Source organism: Arcanobacterium hippocoleae (genome assembly GCF_031456295.1).
Classification (GTDB): domain Bacteria; phylum Actinomycetota; class Actinomycetes; order Actinomycetales; family Actinomycetaceae; genus Arcanobacterium_A; species Arcanobacterium_A hippocoleae.
In genome coordinates, this window is record NZ_JAVDUJ010000001.1 from 1,439,771 (window position 1) to 1,459,688 (window position 19,918).

The following is a 19,918-nucleotide window of genomic DNA, read 5'->3' on the forward strand; positions in this document are numbered from 1 at the left end:
TTTATTAAGCGTGCGGTGGATTCCCTTTTAAGCTGTGTATTCCGTCTCTAATGCGATATTTGCCGCTCCGATTAGCCCAGCCAGATTGCCGAGTTTTGCAAGTTGAATTTCTGGCAGTGGGCGCAGGCTGCGGGCTGTTACGCGTGTTTCGAAAGCTTCACGGACTGGCTTTAAGAGGAAGTCGCCGGAATTGCACACTCCTCCAGAAATCACAAACATTTCCGGATCGAGTGCTGCTGCGAGGTTCGCCATTCCTTGCCCGAGATATTTGCCAACTTCGGCGAAGCAATCGGATGCGGCACTATCACCAGCGGCAACCGCTTGATCGATAATTTTGCCGTCAATCGCATCAATATCGCCTGCTACCAGCTCAAGGAGTTTTGCTGCCGTCGCCGGAGATTTTTCTGCGCGCTCCTTAGCGAGTCGGACTAAAGCGGTGCCGGATGAATACATTTCCCAGCAGCCATATTCCCCGCATGGGCAGAGCGGTCCGTCTGGAACGAGACTCATATGCCCGATTTCGGCTGCGAAACCGTGCGAACCGCGAATCAGTTTGCCGTCGAGAATAATTCCGCCGCCAATACCGGTGCCAACAGTTACAATCACGACGGAGCTGCACTCTTTTGCTGCTCCGAATTTGAATTCGCCCCATGCGGCTACGTTTGCATCATTTTCCAAAACGACGGGAAGGCCGGTCTTTTCAGCAACTTTTGCAGCTACGGGTTCGTTGCGCCAGTTTACATTCGGGGCAAAAATGACTTCAGAACGGTCGCTATTAATAAAGCCGGGAGCGCCGATGCCGACGGCTTTTACATCGTGACGCGTTTGCAGTTCGTTTACGATTTCACTTGCAGCGTCAATTGATGCTTGTGAATCTTTTGCAGGAGTGGGGATGCGCACCATCTCCAAAATTTCGCCGTTTTCATCTACCACACCGCCGGCGATTTTTGTTCCGCCAACGTCAATACCAATACTCAGAGTCATACTCATATTCTCGCATGTTTTTGGTGCTAAAGGCAGGGCTTATGGCTGGAATTTTGTGATTGTGGCGGGATGCTGTGATTTGTGATTTGCTTGCGCATCTGTGACCTGCCGAAATAGGTATTGTTTTGAGGTATTGCGTCAGCCGGGGATTTGCTGATCGCTGTTTTTGGCCTTCCTGATGTGCTTTTGTGCGTGAAATTATTGGATTGCAAGCGTTTCATAAAGCCCGAATTAATTTATGACATGAAACACATTAGCTCTTCGGGAATAAAACTGCCGTACAAAAAGTTGAGTGTAGTAGACTCAAGAATTGGTCAGTCGATTTGGCGCAAGCTAATGAAGCGTAGCAAACTTGAGAATGAAGAGTTTTTCAAAAGTATCAAATCGCGTTCCGCGCACGAAAAGTACGCAAATTTTCGTGCAGGTCTGAGGTTTTCGCTGGTTGCGTGAATTGTGCACCAGCGGGAATCGCAGCAACCGGGATTCGATTTGAATCGCAAAACATAAGGAGAAAAGAAAATGGCTCGTGCAGTAGGCATTGATCTTGGTACTACCAATTCCGTTGTTTCCGTACTTGAAGGCGGCGAACCAACCGTTATTGCAAATGCCGAAGGGGCTCGCACCACTCCGTCTGTTGTTGGCTTCTCCAAGACGGGTGAAGTGCTCGTTGGCGAAATCGCTAAGCGTCAGGCAGTGACGAATGTTGACCGCACAATTTCCTCAGTGAAGCGCCATATGGGTGATAGCTCCTGGAAAGTCGATATTGACGAAAAGAGCTACAATGCGCAGCAGATTTCAGCTTTCATTCTGCAGAAGCTGAAGAAAGATGCAGAAGCATACCTTGGTGAGCCAGTAACGGATGCCGTCATCACCGTGCCAGCATACTTTAATGACGCACAGCGGCAGGCAACGAAAGATGCTGGTCAGATCGCTGGGCTCAACGTGCAGCGAATCGTGAACGAACCGACGGCAGCGGCGCTTGCATACGGGCTCGAAAAAGGTAAAGAAGATGAGTTGATCCTCGTCTTCGATCTCGGTGGTGGTACCTTCGATGTTTCACTTCTTGAAGTTGGCAAGGATGAGGACGATTTCTCAACGATTCAGGTGCGCGCAACCTCTGGTGATAACAAGCTCGGTGGTGACGATTGGGATCAGCGCATCGTTGATTGGCTTGTTGCCCAGGTAAAGAACAACTATGGTGCTGATTTGTCGAAAGATAAGATTGCCTTGCAGCGTTTGAAGGAAGCAGCTGAGCAGGCAAAGAAGGAACTCTCCTCGGCTACCTCCACAAACATCACCTTGCAGTACCTCTCGATGAGCGAAAATGGTCCGATTCATCTGGATGAGAAGCTGACCCGTGCAAAGTTTGAAGAAATGACGAAAGATCTGCTCGAACGCACGAAGATCCCATTCCAGAAAGTGATTGAAGATGCTGAAATCAAGCTTTCCGAAATTGATCACGTGGTGCTCGTCGGCGGTTCGACCCGAATGCCGGCCGTCACCGAAGTGGTGAAGGAATTGACTGGCGGGCGGGAACCGAATAAGGGGGTAAACCCAGATGAAGTGGTGGCAGTTGGTGCTGCGTTGCAAGCTGGTGTGATTACCGGTGACCGCAAGGATGTGCTCTTGATTGATGTCACCCCGCTCTCGCTCGGTATCGAAACCAAGGGTGGGATGATGACGAAGCTCATCGAACGCAATACCGCGATCCCAACCAAGCGCAGCGAAGTGTTCTCCACGGCTGAAGACAACCAGCCGTCGGTATTAATTCAGGTTTACCAGGGCGAACGCTCTTTCGCTCGCGATAACAAGCTGCTGGGCACCTTTGAATTGAGCGGGATCGCTCCGGCTCCACGCGGTATTCCACAGATCGAAGTAACCTTCGATATCGACGCAAACGGGATCGTGCATGTTTCTGCAAAGGATCGCGGCACTGGTCAAGAACAGTCGGTAACAATCACCGGTGGTTCAGCGCTTTCAAAGGAAGACATCGAGCGGATGGTGAAAGAAGCCGAAGAACATGCTGCTGAGGATGAAAAGCGGAAGGAAGAAGCTGAAGTACGCAATTCTGCTGAACAGCAGGTGTATGCGATCGATAAACTGTTGAAAGACAACGCCGAGAAGCTTGAAGATTCCGTCGTAACCGAAGTAAAGGAAGCAAACGACGCGCTGCGCACAGCTCTCGAAGGTGAAGATCTTGCAGCAATCAAGGCTGCACAAGAAGCGCTGAATGAGAAGTCGCAGAAGATCGGCGAAGCACTCTATGCGCAGGCGCAGGCAGCGGCTGAAAACGGGGGAGCATCAGACGCTGATGGTTGGACGGATGCTGCAAATGCAGGAAAGTCTGACGAAGACGTGGTTGATGCTGAAATCGTAGATGACGAAAACGAAAAGAAATAAATCATCACAACGATTTACAGGAATCTGGGCACGCCCTGAAATATGAGTGGGGGCTGGTGAGCAACACAAGCTGCCAGCCCCCACCAGCTCAAATAAGCAACGGCAGTGAATTTCGCCGCTTGCAAGCAGGGAGCTAAATGCAAGGAGAGTGGAGTAATGGCAGAAGAAATGAATCAAGAAGAGCGGATCGAAGCAGCAACGGAGAATCAAGCTGCCGAAACTTTACACGCAGCAGATGCGAGTGCGGGCATTGCTGAAAATGCAAGCGAAGCAGCAGCATCCAAAGCTGATAGTGCTACGCAAAATAATCGGGCAGAAGAACCGGAAGCAACTGGAGAACTTTCTGAACTGGATCAGGCTTTGCTTGAAGTGGCTGAATTGAAAGAACAGCTCGCTCGTCGGAATGCTGATGTTTATAACGTGCAGCAGGAGTACGCAAACTATGTGAAGCGCACAAAGCTAGAAGCGCAGAGCCACAAAGAAAGTGGGATACAAAAAGTAATTGAAGTGCTTCTTGGAGTGCTGGATAATGCTGCACTTGCACGCGAGCATGGGGAACTTACCGGGCCAGCCGGGAAAGTAGTTGAAGAGCTCGAAAATACATTACGCACCAACTTCATGCTCGAACGTTTTGGTGCGGTCGGAGATGAATTTGATCCGCAAATACATGAAGCGTTGATGCATCAAACTTCTCCTGACGCAGAAAAAGAAGAAATCTCGGTACTGATTCAAGCTGGTTACAAACAAGGCGAAAAAGTATTGCGCCCAGCGCGAGTTGGGGTAGTTTCACCAGAGTGAGGTGTGATGGCTAGTCAAGATTGGATCACCAAGGATTTTTATCAAGACCTTGGCGTGGCAAAAACAGCATCGAAAGATGAGATCAAGAAGGCTTATCGGAAGCTTGCACGAAAGTATCATCCCGATCAGAATCAGGGAAATAAGGCGGCTGAAGAAAAGTTTAAGCAAGTCTCTGAAGCATACCAGGTACTTTCTGACGAAGAAGACCGTCGGCAATACGATGCGATTCGGGCGATGGGAGCAGGAGGTGCGCGCTTTTCAGCCGGAGGGCCAGGAGCTGGCGGATTTGAAGATATTTTCTCCGCATTTGGCGGAAATGGAAATGCGCATGCAGCGTTCTCCACTGCTGGTGGGCAGACTCCGCCTGGTTTTGAAGATATTCTTTCGTCAATGTTCGGGGCGGGTGCTCCGCAGGCAGACGGGCGCGGCGGTTTTGGCTTTGGTGGATTTGGTTCGCGGCGCCGCCCAGAACGTGGTGGAGATATTCATGCCTCCGTCTCTATCCCGCTTAATGATGCGGTGAATGGTACGACGGTGAAAGTGAATGCACCAAGCGGGGCGGTAAGTGCACGGGTGCCAAAAGGCGTAACAAACGGGCAAAAAATCCGGATCTCGAAAAAAGGAAAACCAGGTGTGAATGGTGGTGAGCCGGGCGATATTCTCGTGAAAATCAATGTTGAACCGCATCCTGTATATGAGTTACGAGGTAAGGATGTGTATGTGAATGTGCCGATTTCCTTCGATGAAGCCGTACTTGGAGCCACAATTGAGGTGCCGTCAATCGCTGGTGAAACTGTGCGGGTGAAAGTACCAGAGGGGTCATCTACTGATAAAACATTGCGGTTACGAGAGAAGGGGATTGAAAACGCAAAAGGTGAGCGTTCGGATATGTACGTGCGCTTGAAAGTGGTGGTACCGAAATCGCTTTCGGAAGCAGCACGTGCAGCAGTTGAAGCATTCCGTGAAGCTGCCGAGGGTGCAGATCCGCGGCAGGAATTTCGGAGCATGGCAAAGCTATAGTTAGTTTTGTGCGGATCCTAAGGCTGTAAACAGATCAGCGTTAATCGCGTAATGGAAGGAGGGGAGTGATGGCGAAAGTATCACGCAGTGCACCGATTCTCACAGTCTCAGTAGCGGCAGAGTTGGCCAGAATGCATCCGCAGACGGTGCGGCAATATGATCGGCTTGGGCTGGTAGTAGCGCAGCGCACTCGCGGCGGTGGGCGTCGTTACTCCTTGAATGACGTCGATAAACTGTTGCAGATTCAGGCGCTCTCGCAAGAAGAAGGGATTAATCTTGCGGGAATTGCGCGGATCGTAGAGCTTGAGAATGAGGTTGAAAAACTTCGGTTACGTAACGCAAAGCTGCAGCGGAAGATTGAGAAAATGCAGCTTGTGGGCGAGTTTATGCGTTCTGAGTTGGAGCGGTTTACTTCGCGGGAACATCGGGTTTTTGCGGCTTCAGCGACGGGTGATGTGACGGTGGCGCAGCGTTTTCATCAGCTGCGGGCAGCATTGCATGAAGCTGATTTGCGTGAAGAAGCTTTGGCGGCTGAATCTGCTGGCGGGATGGTGCTGTGGAATCCGCGCAATATCACTATTTTCCAGCGGTAACGTATTTTATGTTGCAGGGATGAACTCAAATCAGCTCCCCCCCCAAAATGGTGTCAAATGAGATGGTGATGCTGTTTATTGACGTTTGTCCACATTTTCAAATCTTGTCTCTTTAATTCACAGTGAAAAATATGGTGCGACAAAGGATACTATCCATTGCTAAAATTATCGTACAAATGTCCGTACGATTTATTGAGAGTGAGTGATTTTAATGGGGGCAACATCTCGGCTTGAATATCGTCTTACCCCAGAAAGTAGAGAACGGATTGAATTTGCTGCTGAGATTAAAGGGGTTCCGCTTACGGTATTCGCGCGCAATGCAGCTGAAGAAAAAGCAGATGATGTACTGCGTGAATATGAGCAAGTAACTTATGTTCCAAATGAGTTTTTTGACCAGTTGTTTAATGCCTTAGACGAACCGGCAGCGGTGAATAAAAACCTTGCACTTGCGGCAAGACGAATGCGAGAGCATATTGTGCAAAGATAGTAACAGCAACAATCGTCTTCTTCCGCACAGACGATATATCTCAGAAAAACTAAATTTAGAGAAACATAAGTTAGCAAGTTTTTCTTGTGGCGTTTCAGAGTTAGATACATGGCTGAAAAATGAATCTGTGCATGCATCTAGAATGCGTACTGCGCAAACTTGGGTCTTAGTTCGTGAAAATATGCAGCGCGACTGCAATTATTTAGACTCGAATTATCCCTACCAAGAAAATCATCGAACCGAAGTTTTGGGTTATTATTCAATTTCTGCACATAAACTTTCACGAGAAGGACTACCGCTGAAAGTAGCTCATGGTGCTCCTGCTGAAATTCCTGCTGCGTTAATCGGAAAGCTGGCATTAGATTTGTCGCTTCAAGGCTGTGGTTTAGGCGAGGAACTTTTATCTGATGCTTTGGTGCGGATTGTTGCCGCCGCAAAAATCATCGCAATAAGAGCTGTAGTTGTAGATGCGATTAATGATGGTGTTATTGACTTTTATAAAAAATACGGCTTCGTGCAAATTCCGAAAACCTTTCGATTAGTGCAAAAAATTTCTAATATTGAAAAATCGCTGAATCAAGGGAATTAAGTCTAAACTGAACGCTATTTACCAATTCGTGCTAAATCGTAAATTTGGATGGAAGGCGCAAATCAGATGTAAATTATTGCATTGTTTAATTTGAAAATTACAGCGTAATATTTGCGAATTTTCCTTGGATTGCTTGCGATAGGTCTTTTGCTGATATCCGCAGTGAAAGTGAACGTTTCCCGCCAGAAACTAGGATCGTATCGTAGCTAAGCGCACTTTCATGAATTATCGTTGGAAACAAGCGCTTTTGCCCGATTGGGGAAATCCCGCCTCTGATGTAACCCGTGATTCGTTCGGCTTTCATTGGATCCATCATTGCTGCGCTTTTTGCCCCGAGCGCTTTTGCAATCGACTTCAAATTCAATTTCTCCGAGGCCGGAACCACGCTGACGGCTGCTTTCCCTGAATCCGTCTCTACCATTAACGTCTTAAAAACCGTATGCGGATCGACCCCGAGCACGCCGGCGGTGTCGAGCGCAAAACCCTGATCCATCGTATCGCTATGCTCATACTCGATCAGCTCGTAAGGTATACCGAGATTATTCAATACTTGCAATGCGGGAGTAGCGCCCTGCCCAGCTCCGTCGCCGTCGTGCTTCTTTTTCTTCGCCATGTGGATATTCTAATAGCTGTACTAACTATGCTGTGCAGAATATTGCAGGCGTATTAAAATGAGTTGATTTATTTACCCGTGTTAAAGCATTACATTGGATGTGTTATTCCTGATCTTGCCACTCTGATCTGATTTTTGTACACCAGCTCTGCCATCCCCGTCATTCACAGATTTTGCTTACTTTAATTTACGGTTACTTTGCCTGGAGTTCACAGGTGTATGAAAATGGGGATATGAGTTTTAAGTTTGCTATTCGCCCAGCTAATCTTGCAGAGGCTGAAGATATTTTCCAGCTGCTTGTGAACGCTAATATTTTTGACGGCACACTCGAAGCACTGACTGCAGAGATTATGGGTACTCGAAGTGCTACTTACTGGGTTGCTGCCCGCGATGGTCTGCTTCTTGGTGTGCTTCGTGCGTCTGCGCTTGGCGCTGGATTTTCACGGAGTATTGCCGTCGATCAAATCGTATTTGCTCCAGCATTGCAAACTTGCGCAAAAGACATCTCCGCACTTGAAGTAGTAACGATGCTGCTTGCGCGGGCGCTTGGTGATATTCCGGCTTTCGCCGTCGTTAACGAAGCACAGTACCCGCGAGATTCGCAAGAACTGGATGGATTGCAGGAAACTTCAATGCTTGCACCGTTGCCAGCGCTTGCACTTATTTCAAAAGCGCTGCTTGCTGCAGGTTTTGCGCCGGAAATAACAGCGGGAACATCAGGAGAATCTGCGGAATTAGGAGAATCGGCAGAGTTGGCGGAATCTGGGGAACGAGTTGAAAATGGCGGCAGCGTAACGCTCTTGGTGCGGAAACAACTCGCCAATATGCTTGGCGCGCACGTGTTATGGGGGCAGGTATTTATCCGATAAGGGAAAGTGTTACATCGAATATGGCAAAAGTTAATGCAGCTACAGAAAAATTGTGCACATCTGCCGCAGTTACTGAGGGGAAAAATATGCCGGTAAATCTTCCCGTTTATCGTGCGGCAGGGCGGTATGCTCCTTCCCCGTCGGGAGATTTGCATTTGGGAAATTTGCGTACTGCGCTTTTGGCGTGGGCTTTTGCGCGTTATGACGGCAGGAAGTTTTTCTTACGGATCGAAGATCTTGATGCGCGTTCGCGGCCAGAGCATGAAGCCAGTCAATTACGCGATTTGGAAGCTTTGGGTATTGATTGGGATGGCACGCCAGTACGTCAGTCTGAACGTCTGGAAATTTATCAGGAAATTTTCCAGACGCTCCAAGCGCAGGGTTTGCTTTATGAATGTTACTGCACGCGCAAAGATTTGAACGATGTGGCATCAGCACCACACCGTCCGCCCGGATCATATCCGGGCACATGCCGGAATCTTTCGCGAGACGAGCGAAAAGAGCGGGCTGCAAGATTGCAAAATCGCAAACCCGCATGGCGCTTAAAGACGGATATTCATGAAATGACCATAGTCGATCGAAATTATGGTGCGTATCGTGGTGCAATCGATGATCTTGTGATTCTTCGTGGCGACGGCGTATTTTCATACAATTTCGTGTCGGTAGTGGATGATGCACTGATGGGTGTGGGGCAGATCGTGCGCGGGGATGATTTACTCCCGTCGGTGCCACGGCAAATTTATCTGCAACAGATGCTCGGTTATCCACAGCCTGAATATGCGCATGTGCCGCTCGTATTGAATCAGGATGGGATTCGTTTGGCGAAGCGTGACGGTGCAGTTACTTTGCGCCAGCTTTTGCAGCTTGGCTTGAGTGTGGGAGATTTGCTTGCGCAAATGTCGATTTCACTAGGGTTTCCAGGCGTGAGAAACGCCCAAGATTTCCGGGAGGTTTTTTCTCCAGAAAATCTTGGGCGCACTCCGTGGCGTTTTCACCCGCCAATCTCTTTGTAGTTTTTTCGCTCGTCTTACGGCGTTTCTGATGAAACTACGGGTACTTTTCCTCTTTTGAGTTTGCGCGTGCCGGGAGAGATTTATTCGTCACGCCTGGTCTGCTGCATACTCGCGAGAATTGCGGTACATTAGGAATCCGTTGAAGCACAGCAAGCCGACGATGATCAGCAAAATATTTTGGTTCATACCTGTTTGGGCAAGATTTCCGCCTTTGGTATTTTGGTTACCGTTAGCATTTTGCGCATCGGCACCGTTTTGTTTGCCGGTATTGTTTTGCTTTTCGGTGCCGTTTTGTTTGCTCGTATTATTTTTCTTGCCAGCATCATTATTTGGTGCTGTTTTTCTGTTGAGATCAGCATTTTGCGTAAGTTTAGTAACGGTGAATACACCATTTAACTTCGCTTCCTTTTTTGAAGTTAAGCCAACTGCTGTCACGCTGTGCTTACCAAGCTCAAAATCGGCTGGAATCTTCCAGGTGGCTGTAGCTGATCCTTGCTTATTCGCGGTTACGGGCATTAGTTTCACCGGTGTTGAATGTACAGTGAAAGCAACCTGCTCTCCTGGTGTGAAACCGCTGGCAGTGAATGTGATTTTGCCGCCTTGTGGGACCTCGTTTTGATTGACGACGATTGGCAAGACTTTCGCATTTTGCTTATTTTTTTCAGTATTTTCCTTTTTCCCTGTGTCTGGATCTTTCTTGGATTTTCCGGTGTCAGGCTTAGTGGAAGTTTCTGGCTTGCTTGGTTGAGGTGTTGCTGGTTTGGTGTCGTCAGTGGTATCTGGCTGCGATGTGTCAGGTGCAGTAGCGCTTGCGTTATCTTCCGCAGACGCTGCGGGTATCTCGCCAATGAGCCACGTGTACTTTACTTCTGGTGAGGTAATTACACCGCCGTCGGTACTTGTTGCTTCTGCATGTGCAGTGAATACATATTTTCCAGGCTTGCTAAATACCCACTGGAAATGACGATGATCAGGTGAATTGATATCTAATGAAGTGCCCGTTTCGAGGTAGATCCGGTCATCATTCAAAATTGCTATCGGCTCGCCACTGATTGATTGCTTAAAGAGAGCGACGGAACCTGGGCCGGTGATCTCAGTGAAATTGATTTTCACATCCTGCATTCCATAATCAGCATACGCATTCGCACCTAATCCGGGAGAGAAGTATGAACCCCAAGTGGTGTATCCTTCTTTCTCACCATTTGGCAGTTTCATCTCTGCTATTTTGTCTGAATAGTATTTTTTGCCAAGCTCGTTCGTAACTGCATTTGGTGAGCGGAATACGCCGTGGCCCGTTACATCTTCTTTTAGCAAAAGATGGAGTTTTCCAGGTTCGCCGTAAATGTAGAACATATCTACGTGGCCGTCATTGAGAGTGATCGCATCAGTGTGTGCGCCCGTGGAGGATTCTGCTGCTGGATTGTTTTCAGTGGATGCGTCAGCTTCTGAATCGGCATGGGAATCATGCGGATCTAAATTTGGTGATTCTGTTTCGGCGCCCTCGGTGTTGGATGTATCGCCCGGGCTTGAGCCTGCTGGATCTTCTGTTGGTGCTGTGGTGCTCTCATTTTCATTGGCTGCCGAGTCTGCAGAATTTGGCGTTCCTTGTGTTACCCAGGTGAAGGTTTCTGCTTTGGAAGTTACTTCTTTGCCAGCTTTGCTGCCGGTGACGCTTGCGGTGATCTCGTAGGTGCCAGCATTGGTTAAGAGCCATTTTAGATTGTCTTGGTTGATTTTTTTGAAATTTTCGCTGAGTAAATCGATTGTGGATCCAGATTTGATGAAGAAGGTGCCGTCATCCAGTACTGATTGTGCTTGATTTTCCTCGTCAAGTGCGAAAAGTGCGATGCGGTCTTTGCCGTCTGTTGGGGTGGATACTTTTGTGAAATTAATTTTCAGCGAGTCGTAGTTTTGTGCGAGATCGTCTGCGCTTTTGAAACCAAGAGTCAGCCAATTAGTTGCTTCCCAGTTATTTGAGGTGTAGCCGCTTACTTGTTCGTTTCCGAGAGTGAACTTTCCGTCACTATCTTTTGCATCTTCTGCAAGAATAAAGCTTTTCCCGGATAGTGTGGAGGGGTTTACTTTCTGTGTGTAGTCAATAGTGGTGCTGCTAAGTTCTAGTTTAGTGGCGTCACCGCTGACGTATAGCGCATGTTTCCCCTCGCTGATTTGAGATGAGTTGAGTGCACTGGCAATTGGAAAGCCAAGTGCGATGATGATTGCGCTGACGAGTGCAATCAGCGGGATTCGTGATTTTTGTTGCTGCAATTTTTCCTCGTTACTATTTTGTTTCTGCTTGGACGGTGGGAAGTGCAAGCATGATGCGTTTTGCGTATTTGCGGTGGGGTGCACTAGCTGCCGTCGTGAATTTTCTTTACACCCTCAATAGTAATGGGAATCGTTCCCATTAAAAAGAGTTGTTGTGTGTTTCGCGGGAAATGTTTTTCACCTCACTGTCATAGTGACGGGATTTTGCGCTTTTGCGTGTTGCGCGTCCGTCGTAAACTTGAGTGGAATAGACTCAACTTTAAGTGCGTTACATGAAGTGATGTAAGAATTATGCTCATGCACTGCCGTTTCATCACCGCGTGTGAAAATATTTCAAAACACGCGAAAACTGCATGCGTGAGTGGAATTAAGAAACTTAAACTCAGCAACATCCAGAGGTAAAAATGGACAAATTAACAACAAAATCACAGGAAGCACTCGCCGTTGCGATTGAAAAAGCAACAACGGCAGGCAATCCGCATCTTGAACCAATCCACTTACTTGCAGCACTGCTTGCACAAGTAGGAGGAGTTGCAAATGCGCTACTCGAAGCAGCCGGTGTAAACCGTGGCGATATTGAAAACCGCGTAAACGGAACACTTACTACGCTTCCAGCAGCATCTGGCTCGGCCCTTGCACAACCGCAGCCCTCACGCAACCTATCTCTCGTACTCTCAGGCGCAGGCAAAGAGGCGACGGCACTCGGGGATTCCTATATTTCCACTGAGCATCTGCTGCTTGCGTTATCTGAAAGTGCTCACTCGGCAGGCGAGATTTTACGCTCCGCGGGTGCTACGCATGAACTACTAACAGCAGCATTGCCAAATGTGCGCGGTGCAAAGAAAGTTGACAATCCAGATCCGGAAGGTACTTTCAAAGCACTCGAAAAATATGGCAGTGATCTTACGGCTTTGGCCCGTGCAGGAAAACTCGATCCGGTAATCGGCAGAGATTTAGAGATCCGTCGCGTAGTACAAGTGCTTTCGCGCCGGACAAAAAACAATCCCGTATTAATCGGTGAGCCGGGAGTCGGTAAAACGGCTGTTGTTGAAGGGCTGGCACAACGCATCGTAGACGGCGATGTGCCACAATCACTGCAAAGCAAGCGACTGATTTCGCTGGATTTAGCAAGTATGGTGGCAGGCGCAAAATATCGCGGCGAATTTGAGGAGCGACTAAAAGCCGTCCTGCAAGAAATCAAAGATGCAGAAGGTGAAGTAGTCACTTTCATTGATGAACTGCATACCGTTGTTGGTGCTGGTGGCGGCAGTGAAGGCGCGATGGACGCGGGAAATATGCTCAAACCAATGCTTGCCCGCGGCGAACTGCGCCTAGTGGGTGCAACTACGCTTGATGAATATCGTGAACACATTGAAAAAGATCCTGCCCTTGAGCGGCGATTCCAACAAGTCTATGTAGGAGAACCGTCAGTTGCAGATACTGTGGCAATTTTGCGCGGAATTGCGCCAAAATACGAAGCACACCATAAAGTAACGATTTCTGACGGTGCCTTAGTGGCAGCAGCAACTCTCTCTGACCGCTATATTTCTGGACGCCAGCTTCCAGATAAAGCAATCGATCTGATCGATGAAGCTGCATCACGGCTGCGAATGGAACTTGATTCCTCACCAGAGGAAATTGATGTGCTACAGCGGCAGGTCAATCGCTTAAAGATGGAACAAGCGTACTTGCAGGAAACGGAAAATGACGATGATGCTGCTGCGGCAGAACGCCTCGAAAAGCTGGAGGCTGAACTTGCTGATCGGGCGGAGGAGCTGGCCGCATTGAATGCGCGTTGGGAATTGGAAAAAGCCGACCGCAATGAAATCGGCAACCTGCGGGTGCAGCTTGATGCTCTGCGGACAGAATTAGAAAAAGCAATCAGAGAAGGCCGATATGAAGATGCTGGACGGATCCAAAACGGAGATATTCCTAGCGTAGAGCAGAAAATCGCAGCAGCAGAAGCAGCGGAAAGACAGCGAACTGATTCTGCGCAAGCGGATGAACCAATGATTGCGGAAAAAGTGGATGCAGACGGAATTGCAGAAGTAGTTGCTTCGTGGACGGGAATCCCAGTTGGCAGGCTAATGCAAGGGGAAACGGAAAAGCTGTTAGAAATGGAGGCTTATCTTGGGCGGCGTTTGATTGGGCAGAAACAGGCTGTGGCGGCAGTATCGGATGCGGTGCGGCGCTCGCGTGCAGGAGTAGCTGATCCAAATCGTCCCACTGGTTCCTTCCTTTTCCTTGGCCCTACAGGGGTGGGAAAGACGGAGCTGGCGAAATCATTGGCGGAATTGCTCTTTGAGGATGAGCGTTCAATGATGCGAATAGATATGTCTGAGTATAGTGAGAAGCATTCAGTAGCGCGGCTGATTGGTGCACCTCCGGGATATGTTGGATATGAGGAGGGTGGCCAGCTGACGGAGGCAGTGCGGCGCCGTCCTTATGGTGTGATACTTCTTGATGAAGTTGAGAAAGCGCACCCAGAGGTTTTTGATATCTTATTGCAAGTGCTTGATGATGGGCGCTTGACTGATGGGCAAGGGCGGACGGTGGATTTCCGGAATACGATATTAATCCTGACTTCCAATCTTGGTTCGCAATTTCTTTCTAACTCTGAACTTGATCCGAAAGCGCAGCATGAGGCAGTGTATGCGGCATTGCGGGCGCATTTCAAACCAGAGTTTTTGAATCGACTCGATGATGTGGTGATGTTTGAGCCGCTTTCAATCGAGCAGATTGGGAAGATTGTTGAATTACAGCTCGCAAAATTGCAGGAGCGCCTAGCTCAGCGGCGGATTCATTTTACATTGACGACGGCAGCGAAAGATGTGCTTACTGTAAACGGATACGATCCGGTATATGGTGCCCGTCCGTTACGGCGCTTGATTCAACGTGAAATAGGCGATCAGCTTGCGCGGATGCTGCTTGCTGGCAAAGTGCATGATGGTGATGCGCTGATTGTGTATGTTGCTGAACCGGATCCGGAAGAACTGAAAGTTTATGGTGTGGATGCTGGTTTAGATGGAAGTCCAGAACGTGGGTATGGGAGAATTTCGGATGGGCAGCCATATCGTTTGGTGCTGAAAGTGCAAGCGTGAAACAGGTTGAGAGAATCGAAGTATGGGAGTGATTCTAGAATTTTTCTGCGGGATACTTGAAGCAATTTTTACTCCAAACTTTGCAGGTGGAAAGAAGCGAGAGAAACGTCAGAAATCGGAAGACGATACGAAGTAGCGTAGGCATGCCGGCAGATGGATTTTTCAAGTTCAGCTGCCGGCACTTTTCTGATCAATATTTTGCAGTTTGAGTTTTGGCGCTGATCCTGACGGATTTTTCTGTGCGGATTTATTTTTGGTTTTGCGTTAGCGCAAGGATGCGGGCGTTTCCTTTCCGACTTGAAAATTTCGGGGGGGGGGGGTGGAATAATCGACAAAGCAAAGGGGGTAATGTTAAAAGTTAAATTAACTCACTTTGCGTTCACACAATAAAAATAAATTTAGATATTTATGAATTGCAGGGCATTGTGGCGTCGTACCAGAAGCAGACTATTACGGATAGAATTTCGCATACTTTTTGGATTTTATTTTTTACGATAGCTCTCGCGCTCTCTTTTACATTCTCGCCAGCCGCGCATTTGAAAGCTCAAGCTGCTTATGGCGAGGGCGGTTATAATTCCGGCGAAACTTCTCGCTATTTGGGTTTGATTGACTGGGTGGACTGGTCGAAATGTGATGGACCAGATAACTGTAGAAAGCTTTCAAAAAGTTATACCAGCCAAACTGGAGAGTTGAATTGGGATAGAGAAGATGCGGGAACTTTATTCTCAAAAGATCTTCGGGATGGTGGATCGTATCGGGTTAGGAGTGAGACTCAGTTAGGTGAAAATGCCAAGGTAACGACTTTCTGTTCGATTTCTGAATTTAGACAAAATGCTTATGGGTCTTATCCAATAGATGGAAAAGCACCGCTGTATATTCATATTCCTGGTTCTTATAAAAAAGATGGCTGGGATAATGTTTACCAACGTTTTGATAAAGGCACTCGGACGGGTATCGCTGCTGGGATTGGGCGTGCTAATGGTGGACGCGCACGCTTTGATGTTTCTTGCGAGGCATTTCTGGTTACCGATAATGAAAATAATGAAAGAAGAGAAATCCCAATTCAAGGTTTAGTCTTCGCTGATGCTGAAGTTACAAGCGGGAACGAAACGAGTTACATTATTCCTGCGAAAATTGATCGAAGCAGAAGTGTGGAATGGCGTCAACTTGACTATAACCGAGTGCCTGGTGATAACACTAAAATCAAATTAGAGTATGGTCCCAATAATGGCAGTGATAGACCGGATAACTCTTTGTTTTATGCATTTAATCCACAGAAGCACCAATATTTATGGGAATACTCGAGTCTTGCTAATCTCCTTGATCGGAATAATGCAATAAAATTTATTGGGCAAAGTGAAACTGATCAGGTATTCCAGCCCGTTTCCGTTCTTTATGCGAGCAATGCTAATGGTGCGTACGTTGATATGGAAGTCAAGGGGGGAAATTATTTTGCAATTGGTGTAGTGCTTGGTGGTGATTCTAGTGATGGGCCAGCGAGTTATGGTAAAGCTGGGGCGATAGTCCAGCCGCAAATATCTGGACAAAAAATTACTCACACTATCGAAAACTTGAAGGACGCTCCCAAAGCGGTAGTTTCTGCAGGTGCCCCGCCTTTTCTTGGCGTGAATGGCCCCGATTTGGAAGCCCAGTTCTTTAGTAAAAATTATTGGAATACTCTATTAAACGACGATTTGTATAATTCCACTTCCAACGGTGATGCTTACTCAAGAGCAGTATTTGATGATGAAGATGCTATTACGAAGCCGTTGTTGGTGACGGCACAGCCAGGTACTTTTAAGAAAACAATAAAGTGTAAACCTGCACCGGGCGAGAAGCAAACGAATGTGTCAGGTTGGCTCGATTGGAATGCAGACGGGCACTTCACGAATAGTGAGCGAAGTGTTACCGTCTGCGGGAACAATAACCAAGCTACTTTAAGCTGGAATGTAACGCCGGAAATGCTCCCAGGAGCTGGGAAAACCATCGAAAAGAGTATGCTGCGCCTGATGGCGACTACCGAGCCGACAGCCAAATATTCTTTCAACTCACTGCTGCCGGACGGTGAAGTAGAAGATCACGCAGTCACTTTGGTGCGCCCAACGCTTACAGTTACGAAGCAGATTCTCAGCTCTAACGGGCAGCCGAAAAACGATGCCGACCGTGCTGGTTTTGGGTTCACTGCCAACGTGCCGAACACGACTTTCCCGCAAGTGCCGCTCACACCTCAAAAGTTGATTGACATCGTGGCGCAGCAAACCACATCTGGAACACAGAGTGCGGCAGCGAAAGCTGGTACTGCTTCGTGGCCGTTAGCTTTTAATAATCTAAAGCCAGAGCTTACCGATGCGGGGCAGACCGCACCGATAGTTAATGCAACGGTTTCGGAGACGCCAAAAACCGGATATCAAATGGTGCCGAACACAAGATGTGAAGTTGCGGAAAAGAATCAGAAGTTCACCACAGTAAAAGCCTATAACGTTGCTGCGTCGATGAATCAACGGAAGCCAGTGTATATGGACCAAGCTGATACTTATGCTTGGCCGGAAGAAATCTCGCCAAATGTTACTTCTAGCAAAAAGAATGCTTTTTCGGTGGAGCTCTCGCCGGTTTCGGTAATGAACTGCACGGTATCAAATCAGCCGTACGGGCAGATTTCAGTCAAACCGACCGTCGATACTTCCGAGGTTAATCCGCCTATGCAAATTGATAGTGAGTTGCAGTTCGCGGGAACGTACAGCTGTACAGCTCCAACAGTCGGACCTTTCAAAGGCGCTGCAAAGGTTGATGGAACCTGGGGTCCAGTGAAAGCTGACAACGTTTGGACATCTGATCCGAAGAAAGATCTGATTCCAGCCGGTGCTTCGTGTACGATTACCCAAACTGCAATCACATCTACATCACAGGGTGGCGCAAATCCAGCCAAGCCAGTGGCAGGATCTGCAGCGTACAGCTGGAAGAATCCAGTCGAATATCAAACTACAAATACAATTACTGCTGCTGCGGGGCTCATCGGTGAACAAGTAAATATGGTCACTGCAGTGAATAAAGTTGAACTCGCCCCGAACACCACCCTGCGCTGGACGAAAGTGGATGAAAAGCACAAGCTGCTCACAGGTGCAGTGTTCTCGCTAAAGACTACTGACGCAAAGAATACCGAGCAGACGGTTGCCGATATTACCGACTGCGTGGCTGATAGTGCAGGGAAATGCGAAGGCTCCGATAAAGATCCGGAAGCTGGTAAATACAAGGTCGAAAACGTGCCAGCAGGAAAGTGGGAACTTACCGAAACTGCAGCTCCTGCTGGATTCGCAAAACTTACCCAGCCAGTAAAAGGCACTGTGGAGCCTGCAGATTTAACCTCCGGAAAAGACGTTGGCGAAGTGGTGAACACGCGCATCACTGCCGAGTTTTTACCGACCCTGCCAATCACCGGCGGTCTCAGCACCACGATTTTCCTCCTCATTGGTGCATCGGCGATAGTCGCTGCTGCGGTAACGGGAGTAATTAGTGTTAAACGCCGCGAAAGGGGTGGAGCCACGCATTAATTCAACCGCCATTTCCACCCAGATTTCAAGACGTATTTAATAATTAAGGAGAAACAAGAATGTACGCACTGCGTATGAGTAAAAAAGGGATTGCGCTGCTAGCGGTAATGCTGATGGGCTTAGTGCTCATTGGGCTGACCCCGTTCGCGCGCGCAGCCGAGGGAAATATTGACACTAATCGGCAGGGTTCAATCACGATTCATAAGTATGAGAACCCGGGTACCGGCATTCCTGGTGATGGCAAGAAACAGGACAATATTAATGGGATGATTCCACTGGCAGATGTGGTCTTCGAGTATGCGAAAGTAAACGAAGTAAATCTGAAAGAACCAAGTGGTTGGGAGGAAGTTAAGGAGCTTCAGGTTTCAGCTGATGGGCAGATTACGCGTAGAGGTGTGAGCAGGTCGTACAGTACTGAACAGGCACGTCGGATGGAAGCCACAGATTATAACGGAAAAGCAAAAGCTGACCAGCTTGACCTTGGCGTCTACCTAGTAAAAGAAGTTTCTGCTCCCGAGAATGTGACTACAAAGTCTGCGCCATTCCTGGTAACGATTCCATTCCCGAGTAAGGACGCTGGCTGGCTTTATGATATCCACGTTTATCCGAAGAATACAGTTTTAACCGATAGTGATAAGCCGGTGAAGACCGTTGCCAATGCGGACGCTGTACATTTCCCTGGCGACACAATCATTTGGCAGATTAGCCAGCCGATTCCGGCTTTGGGCGTGGACGAAACTCTGAAGTCTTTCAAGATTACTGATCAGCTGCCAAAAGATGTTAACCCTGTTGCTAAGAGCGATATTGTGGTGCAAGTGAAAGACGATCAAGGATTCACTAAGTCTGGATTTGATCCTAAAGTTGAGGTCACAAATCAAAGAAAGGTGACCGTCACATTCGAAAATGGTGATTTAGCGAAGCTTAAGAGCGGCTGGAAAGTTAATGTATTTATTTCAGCTGTAGTTTCATTAGGTATTGACGGTTCATTGGAAAATCAGTCCACCACGAATATTAATGGTGTAGATTTCAAGTCCAGCAGCGCGCCGGATTCACCTGGTGATGAGAACCCGACCGAGACGGTTTTTGGTACGCTAAACATCACGAAGATTAACAATGACCATCAAGCTCTTGGAGATGCAAGGTTCCAGATTTCGCCGGCGAAGGATGGAAAGTGTGAAGCAAAGCCGACGTCTTTCCGTGAGCTCACCACAAGTAATCAGGACGGCACTGCCTCATTGCGGGTTGCTGCTGGTGACTATTGTGTGAAAGAAACTAAAGCCCCGCTTGGATACGAAATTGATCCATTCTATAAGAGTGGAATCGTTGTTACTGTTTCCGACCACACCGGAACTGCGCTGGAAGTAATCAACCTCCGGGCAAATGATGGCGAGGGCGGAATGCTGCCGAACCTGCCGCTCACCGGTGCTGCTGGAGTTGTAATCCTGACAGTTCTCGGCGGAATGATTCTCGCTGCCGGTGCTGGATTCGTGATTATTGCAATGCGCCGCCGCAATCACCAAGGGCAGTAACCGCAGGCGCAGAAAGCAAAAAATATCTGCAGCTCTAGACATGAGCTAGCAAGAGATATCGGGAACGCCGGAATTTTGGGTCACAGCAGCCGAAATTCCGGCGTTT

Annotated in this window: 14 protein-coding genes; 11 read left to right on the forward strand and 3 right to left on the reverse strand. The window is 48.2% G+C overall.

Translation table 11 applies throughout. From position 1 onward, the window contains the following. Window positions 1-27: 27 nt before the first annotated feature. Window positions 28-984: an ROK family glucokinase gene (locus J2S36_RS06090; protein WP_309956546.1), complete on the reverse strand. Its 957-nt coding sequence runs from the start codon at window positions 982-984 to the stop codon at window positions 28-30. Window positions 985-1,503: 519 nt separating this feature from the next. Between J2S36_RS06090 and dnaK the strand changes: the two genes are divergently transcribed. From dnaK to J2S36_RS06120, 6 genes are all read left to right on the forward strand, one after another. Further along, entirely contained in the window at window positions 1,504-3,384 is a 1,881-nt protein-coding gene (gene dnaK, locus J2S36_RS06095) for a molecular chaperone DnaK (RefSeq protein WP_309956548.1), read from the forward strand. A 156-nt stretch (window positions 3,385-3,540) separates the two neighbouring features. Continuing rightward, window positions 3,541-4,182: a nucleotide exchange factor GrpE gene (locus J2S36_RS06100; RefSeq protein ID WP_309956550.1), complete on the forward strand. Its 642-nt coding sequence runs from the start codon at window positions 3,541-3,543 to the stop codon at window positions 4,180-4,182. Window positions 4,183-4,188: 6 nt separating this feature from the next. After that, window positions 4,189-5,202, forward strand: coding sequence for a DnaJ C-terminal domain-containing protein (locus tag J2S36_RS06105; protein ID WP_309956552.1), 1,014 nt, complete (start codon window positions 4,189-4,191; stop codon window positions 5,200-5,202). Window positions 5,203-5,270: 68 nt separating this feature from the next. After that, window positions 5,271-5,795, forward strand: coding sequence for a heat shock protein transcriptional repressor HspR (locus J2S36_RS06110; protein ID WP_309956555.1), 525 nt, complete (start codon window positions 5,271-5,273; stop codon window positions 5,793-5,795). 211 nt (window positions 5,796-6,006) lie between these two features. After that, complete coding sequence (locus tag J2S36_RS06115) at window positions 6,007-6,282, forward strand: type II toxin-antitoxin system TacA family antitoxin (protein ID WP_309956557.1); 276 nt, start codon at window positions 6,007-6,009, stop codon at window positions 6,280-6,282. Next, complete coding sequence (locus J2S36_RS06120; protein ID WP_309956559.1) at window positions 6,242-6,871, forward strand: GNAT family N-acetyltransferase; 630 nt, start codon at window positions 6,242-6,244, stop codon at window positions 6,869-6,871. The genes J2S36_RS06115 and J2S36_RS06120 overlap by 41 nt, the downstream gene beginning before the upstream one ends. A gap of 97 nt (window positions 6,872-6,968) precedes the next feature. Here the strand turns inward: J2S36_RS06120 and ybaK are convergent, their stop codons facing one another. Beyond that, a complete protein-coding gene (gene ybaK, locus J2S36_RS06125; RefSeq protein WP_309956561.1) occupies window positions 6,969-7,484 on the reverse strand; it encodes a Cys-tRNA(Pro) deacylase in 516 nt (171 codons plus the stop codon). Window positions 7,485-7,717: 233 nt separating this feature from the next. Here ybaK and J2S36_RS06130 point away from each other — a divergent pair, with 233 nt between their 5' ends. Beyond that, entirely contained in the window at window positions 7,718-8,353 is a 636-nt protein-coding gene (locus tag J2S36_RS06130; RefSeq protein WP_309956563.1) for a hypothetical protein, read from the forward strand. 20 nt (window positions 8,354-8,373) lie between these two features. Then, a complete protein-coding gene (gene gluQRS, locus J2S36_RS06135) occupies window positions 8,374-9,366 on the forward strand; it encodes a tRNA glutamyl-Q(34) synthetase GluQRS (protein WP_309956565.1) in 993 nt (330 codons plus the stop codon). Window positions 9,367-9,453: 87 nt separating this feature from the next. On the opposite strand, the gene J2S36_RS06140 is transcribed toward gluQRS, so the two are convergent. Continuing rightward, window positions 9,454-11,634, reverse strand: coding sequence for a choice-of-anchor M domain-containing protein (locus tag J2S36_RS06140; RefSeq protein ID WP_309956567.1), 2,181 nt, complete (start codon window positions 11,632-11,634; stop codon window positions 9,454-9,456). Between the two features lie 404 nt (window positions 11,635-12,038). On the opposite strand from J2S36_RS06140, the gene clpB reads away from it, so the two are divergent. The 3 genes from clpB to J2S36_RS06155 all read left to right on the forward strand — a co-directional run bounded on the left by clpB (window position 12,039) and on the right by J2S36_RS06155 (window position 19,812). Beyond that, complete coding sequence (gene clpB, locus J2S36_RS06145) at window positions 12,039-14,735, forward strand: ATP-dependent chaperone ClpB (RefSeq protein WP_309956569.1); 2,697 nt, start codon at window positions 12,039-12,041, stop codon at window positions 14,733-14,735. Window positions 14,736-15,271: 536 nt separating this feature from the next. Then, the gene (locus tag J2S36_RS06150) at window positions 15,272-18,283 is read left to right on the forward strand and encodes a CshA/CshB family fibrillar adhesin-related protein (RefSeq protein WP_309956571.1); all 3,012 of its coding nucleotides are present in this window, start codon (window positions 15,272-15,274) and stop codon (window positions 18,281-18,283) included. Between the two features lie 59 nt (window positions 18,284-18,342). Next, on the forward strand, window positions 18,343-19,812 hold the full coding sequence (locus tag J2S36_RS06155) for a SpaH/EbpB family LPXTG-anchored major pilin (protein ID WP_309956573.1): 1,470 nt from the start codon (window positions 18,343-18,345) through the stop codon (window positions 19,810-19,812). The last annotated feature ends 106 nt before the right edge of the window (window positions 19,813-19,918 follow it).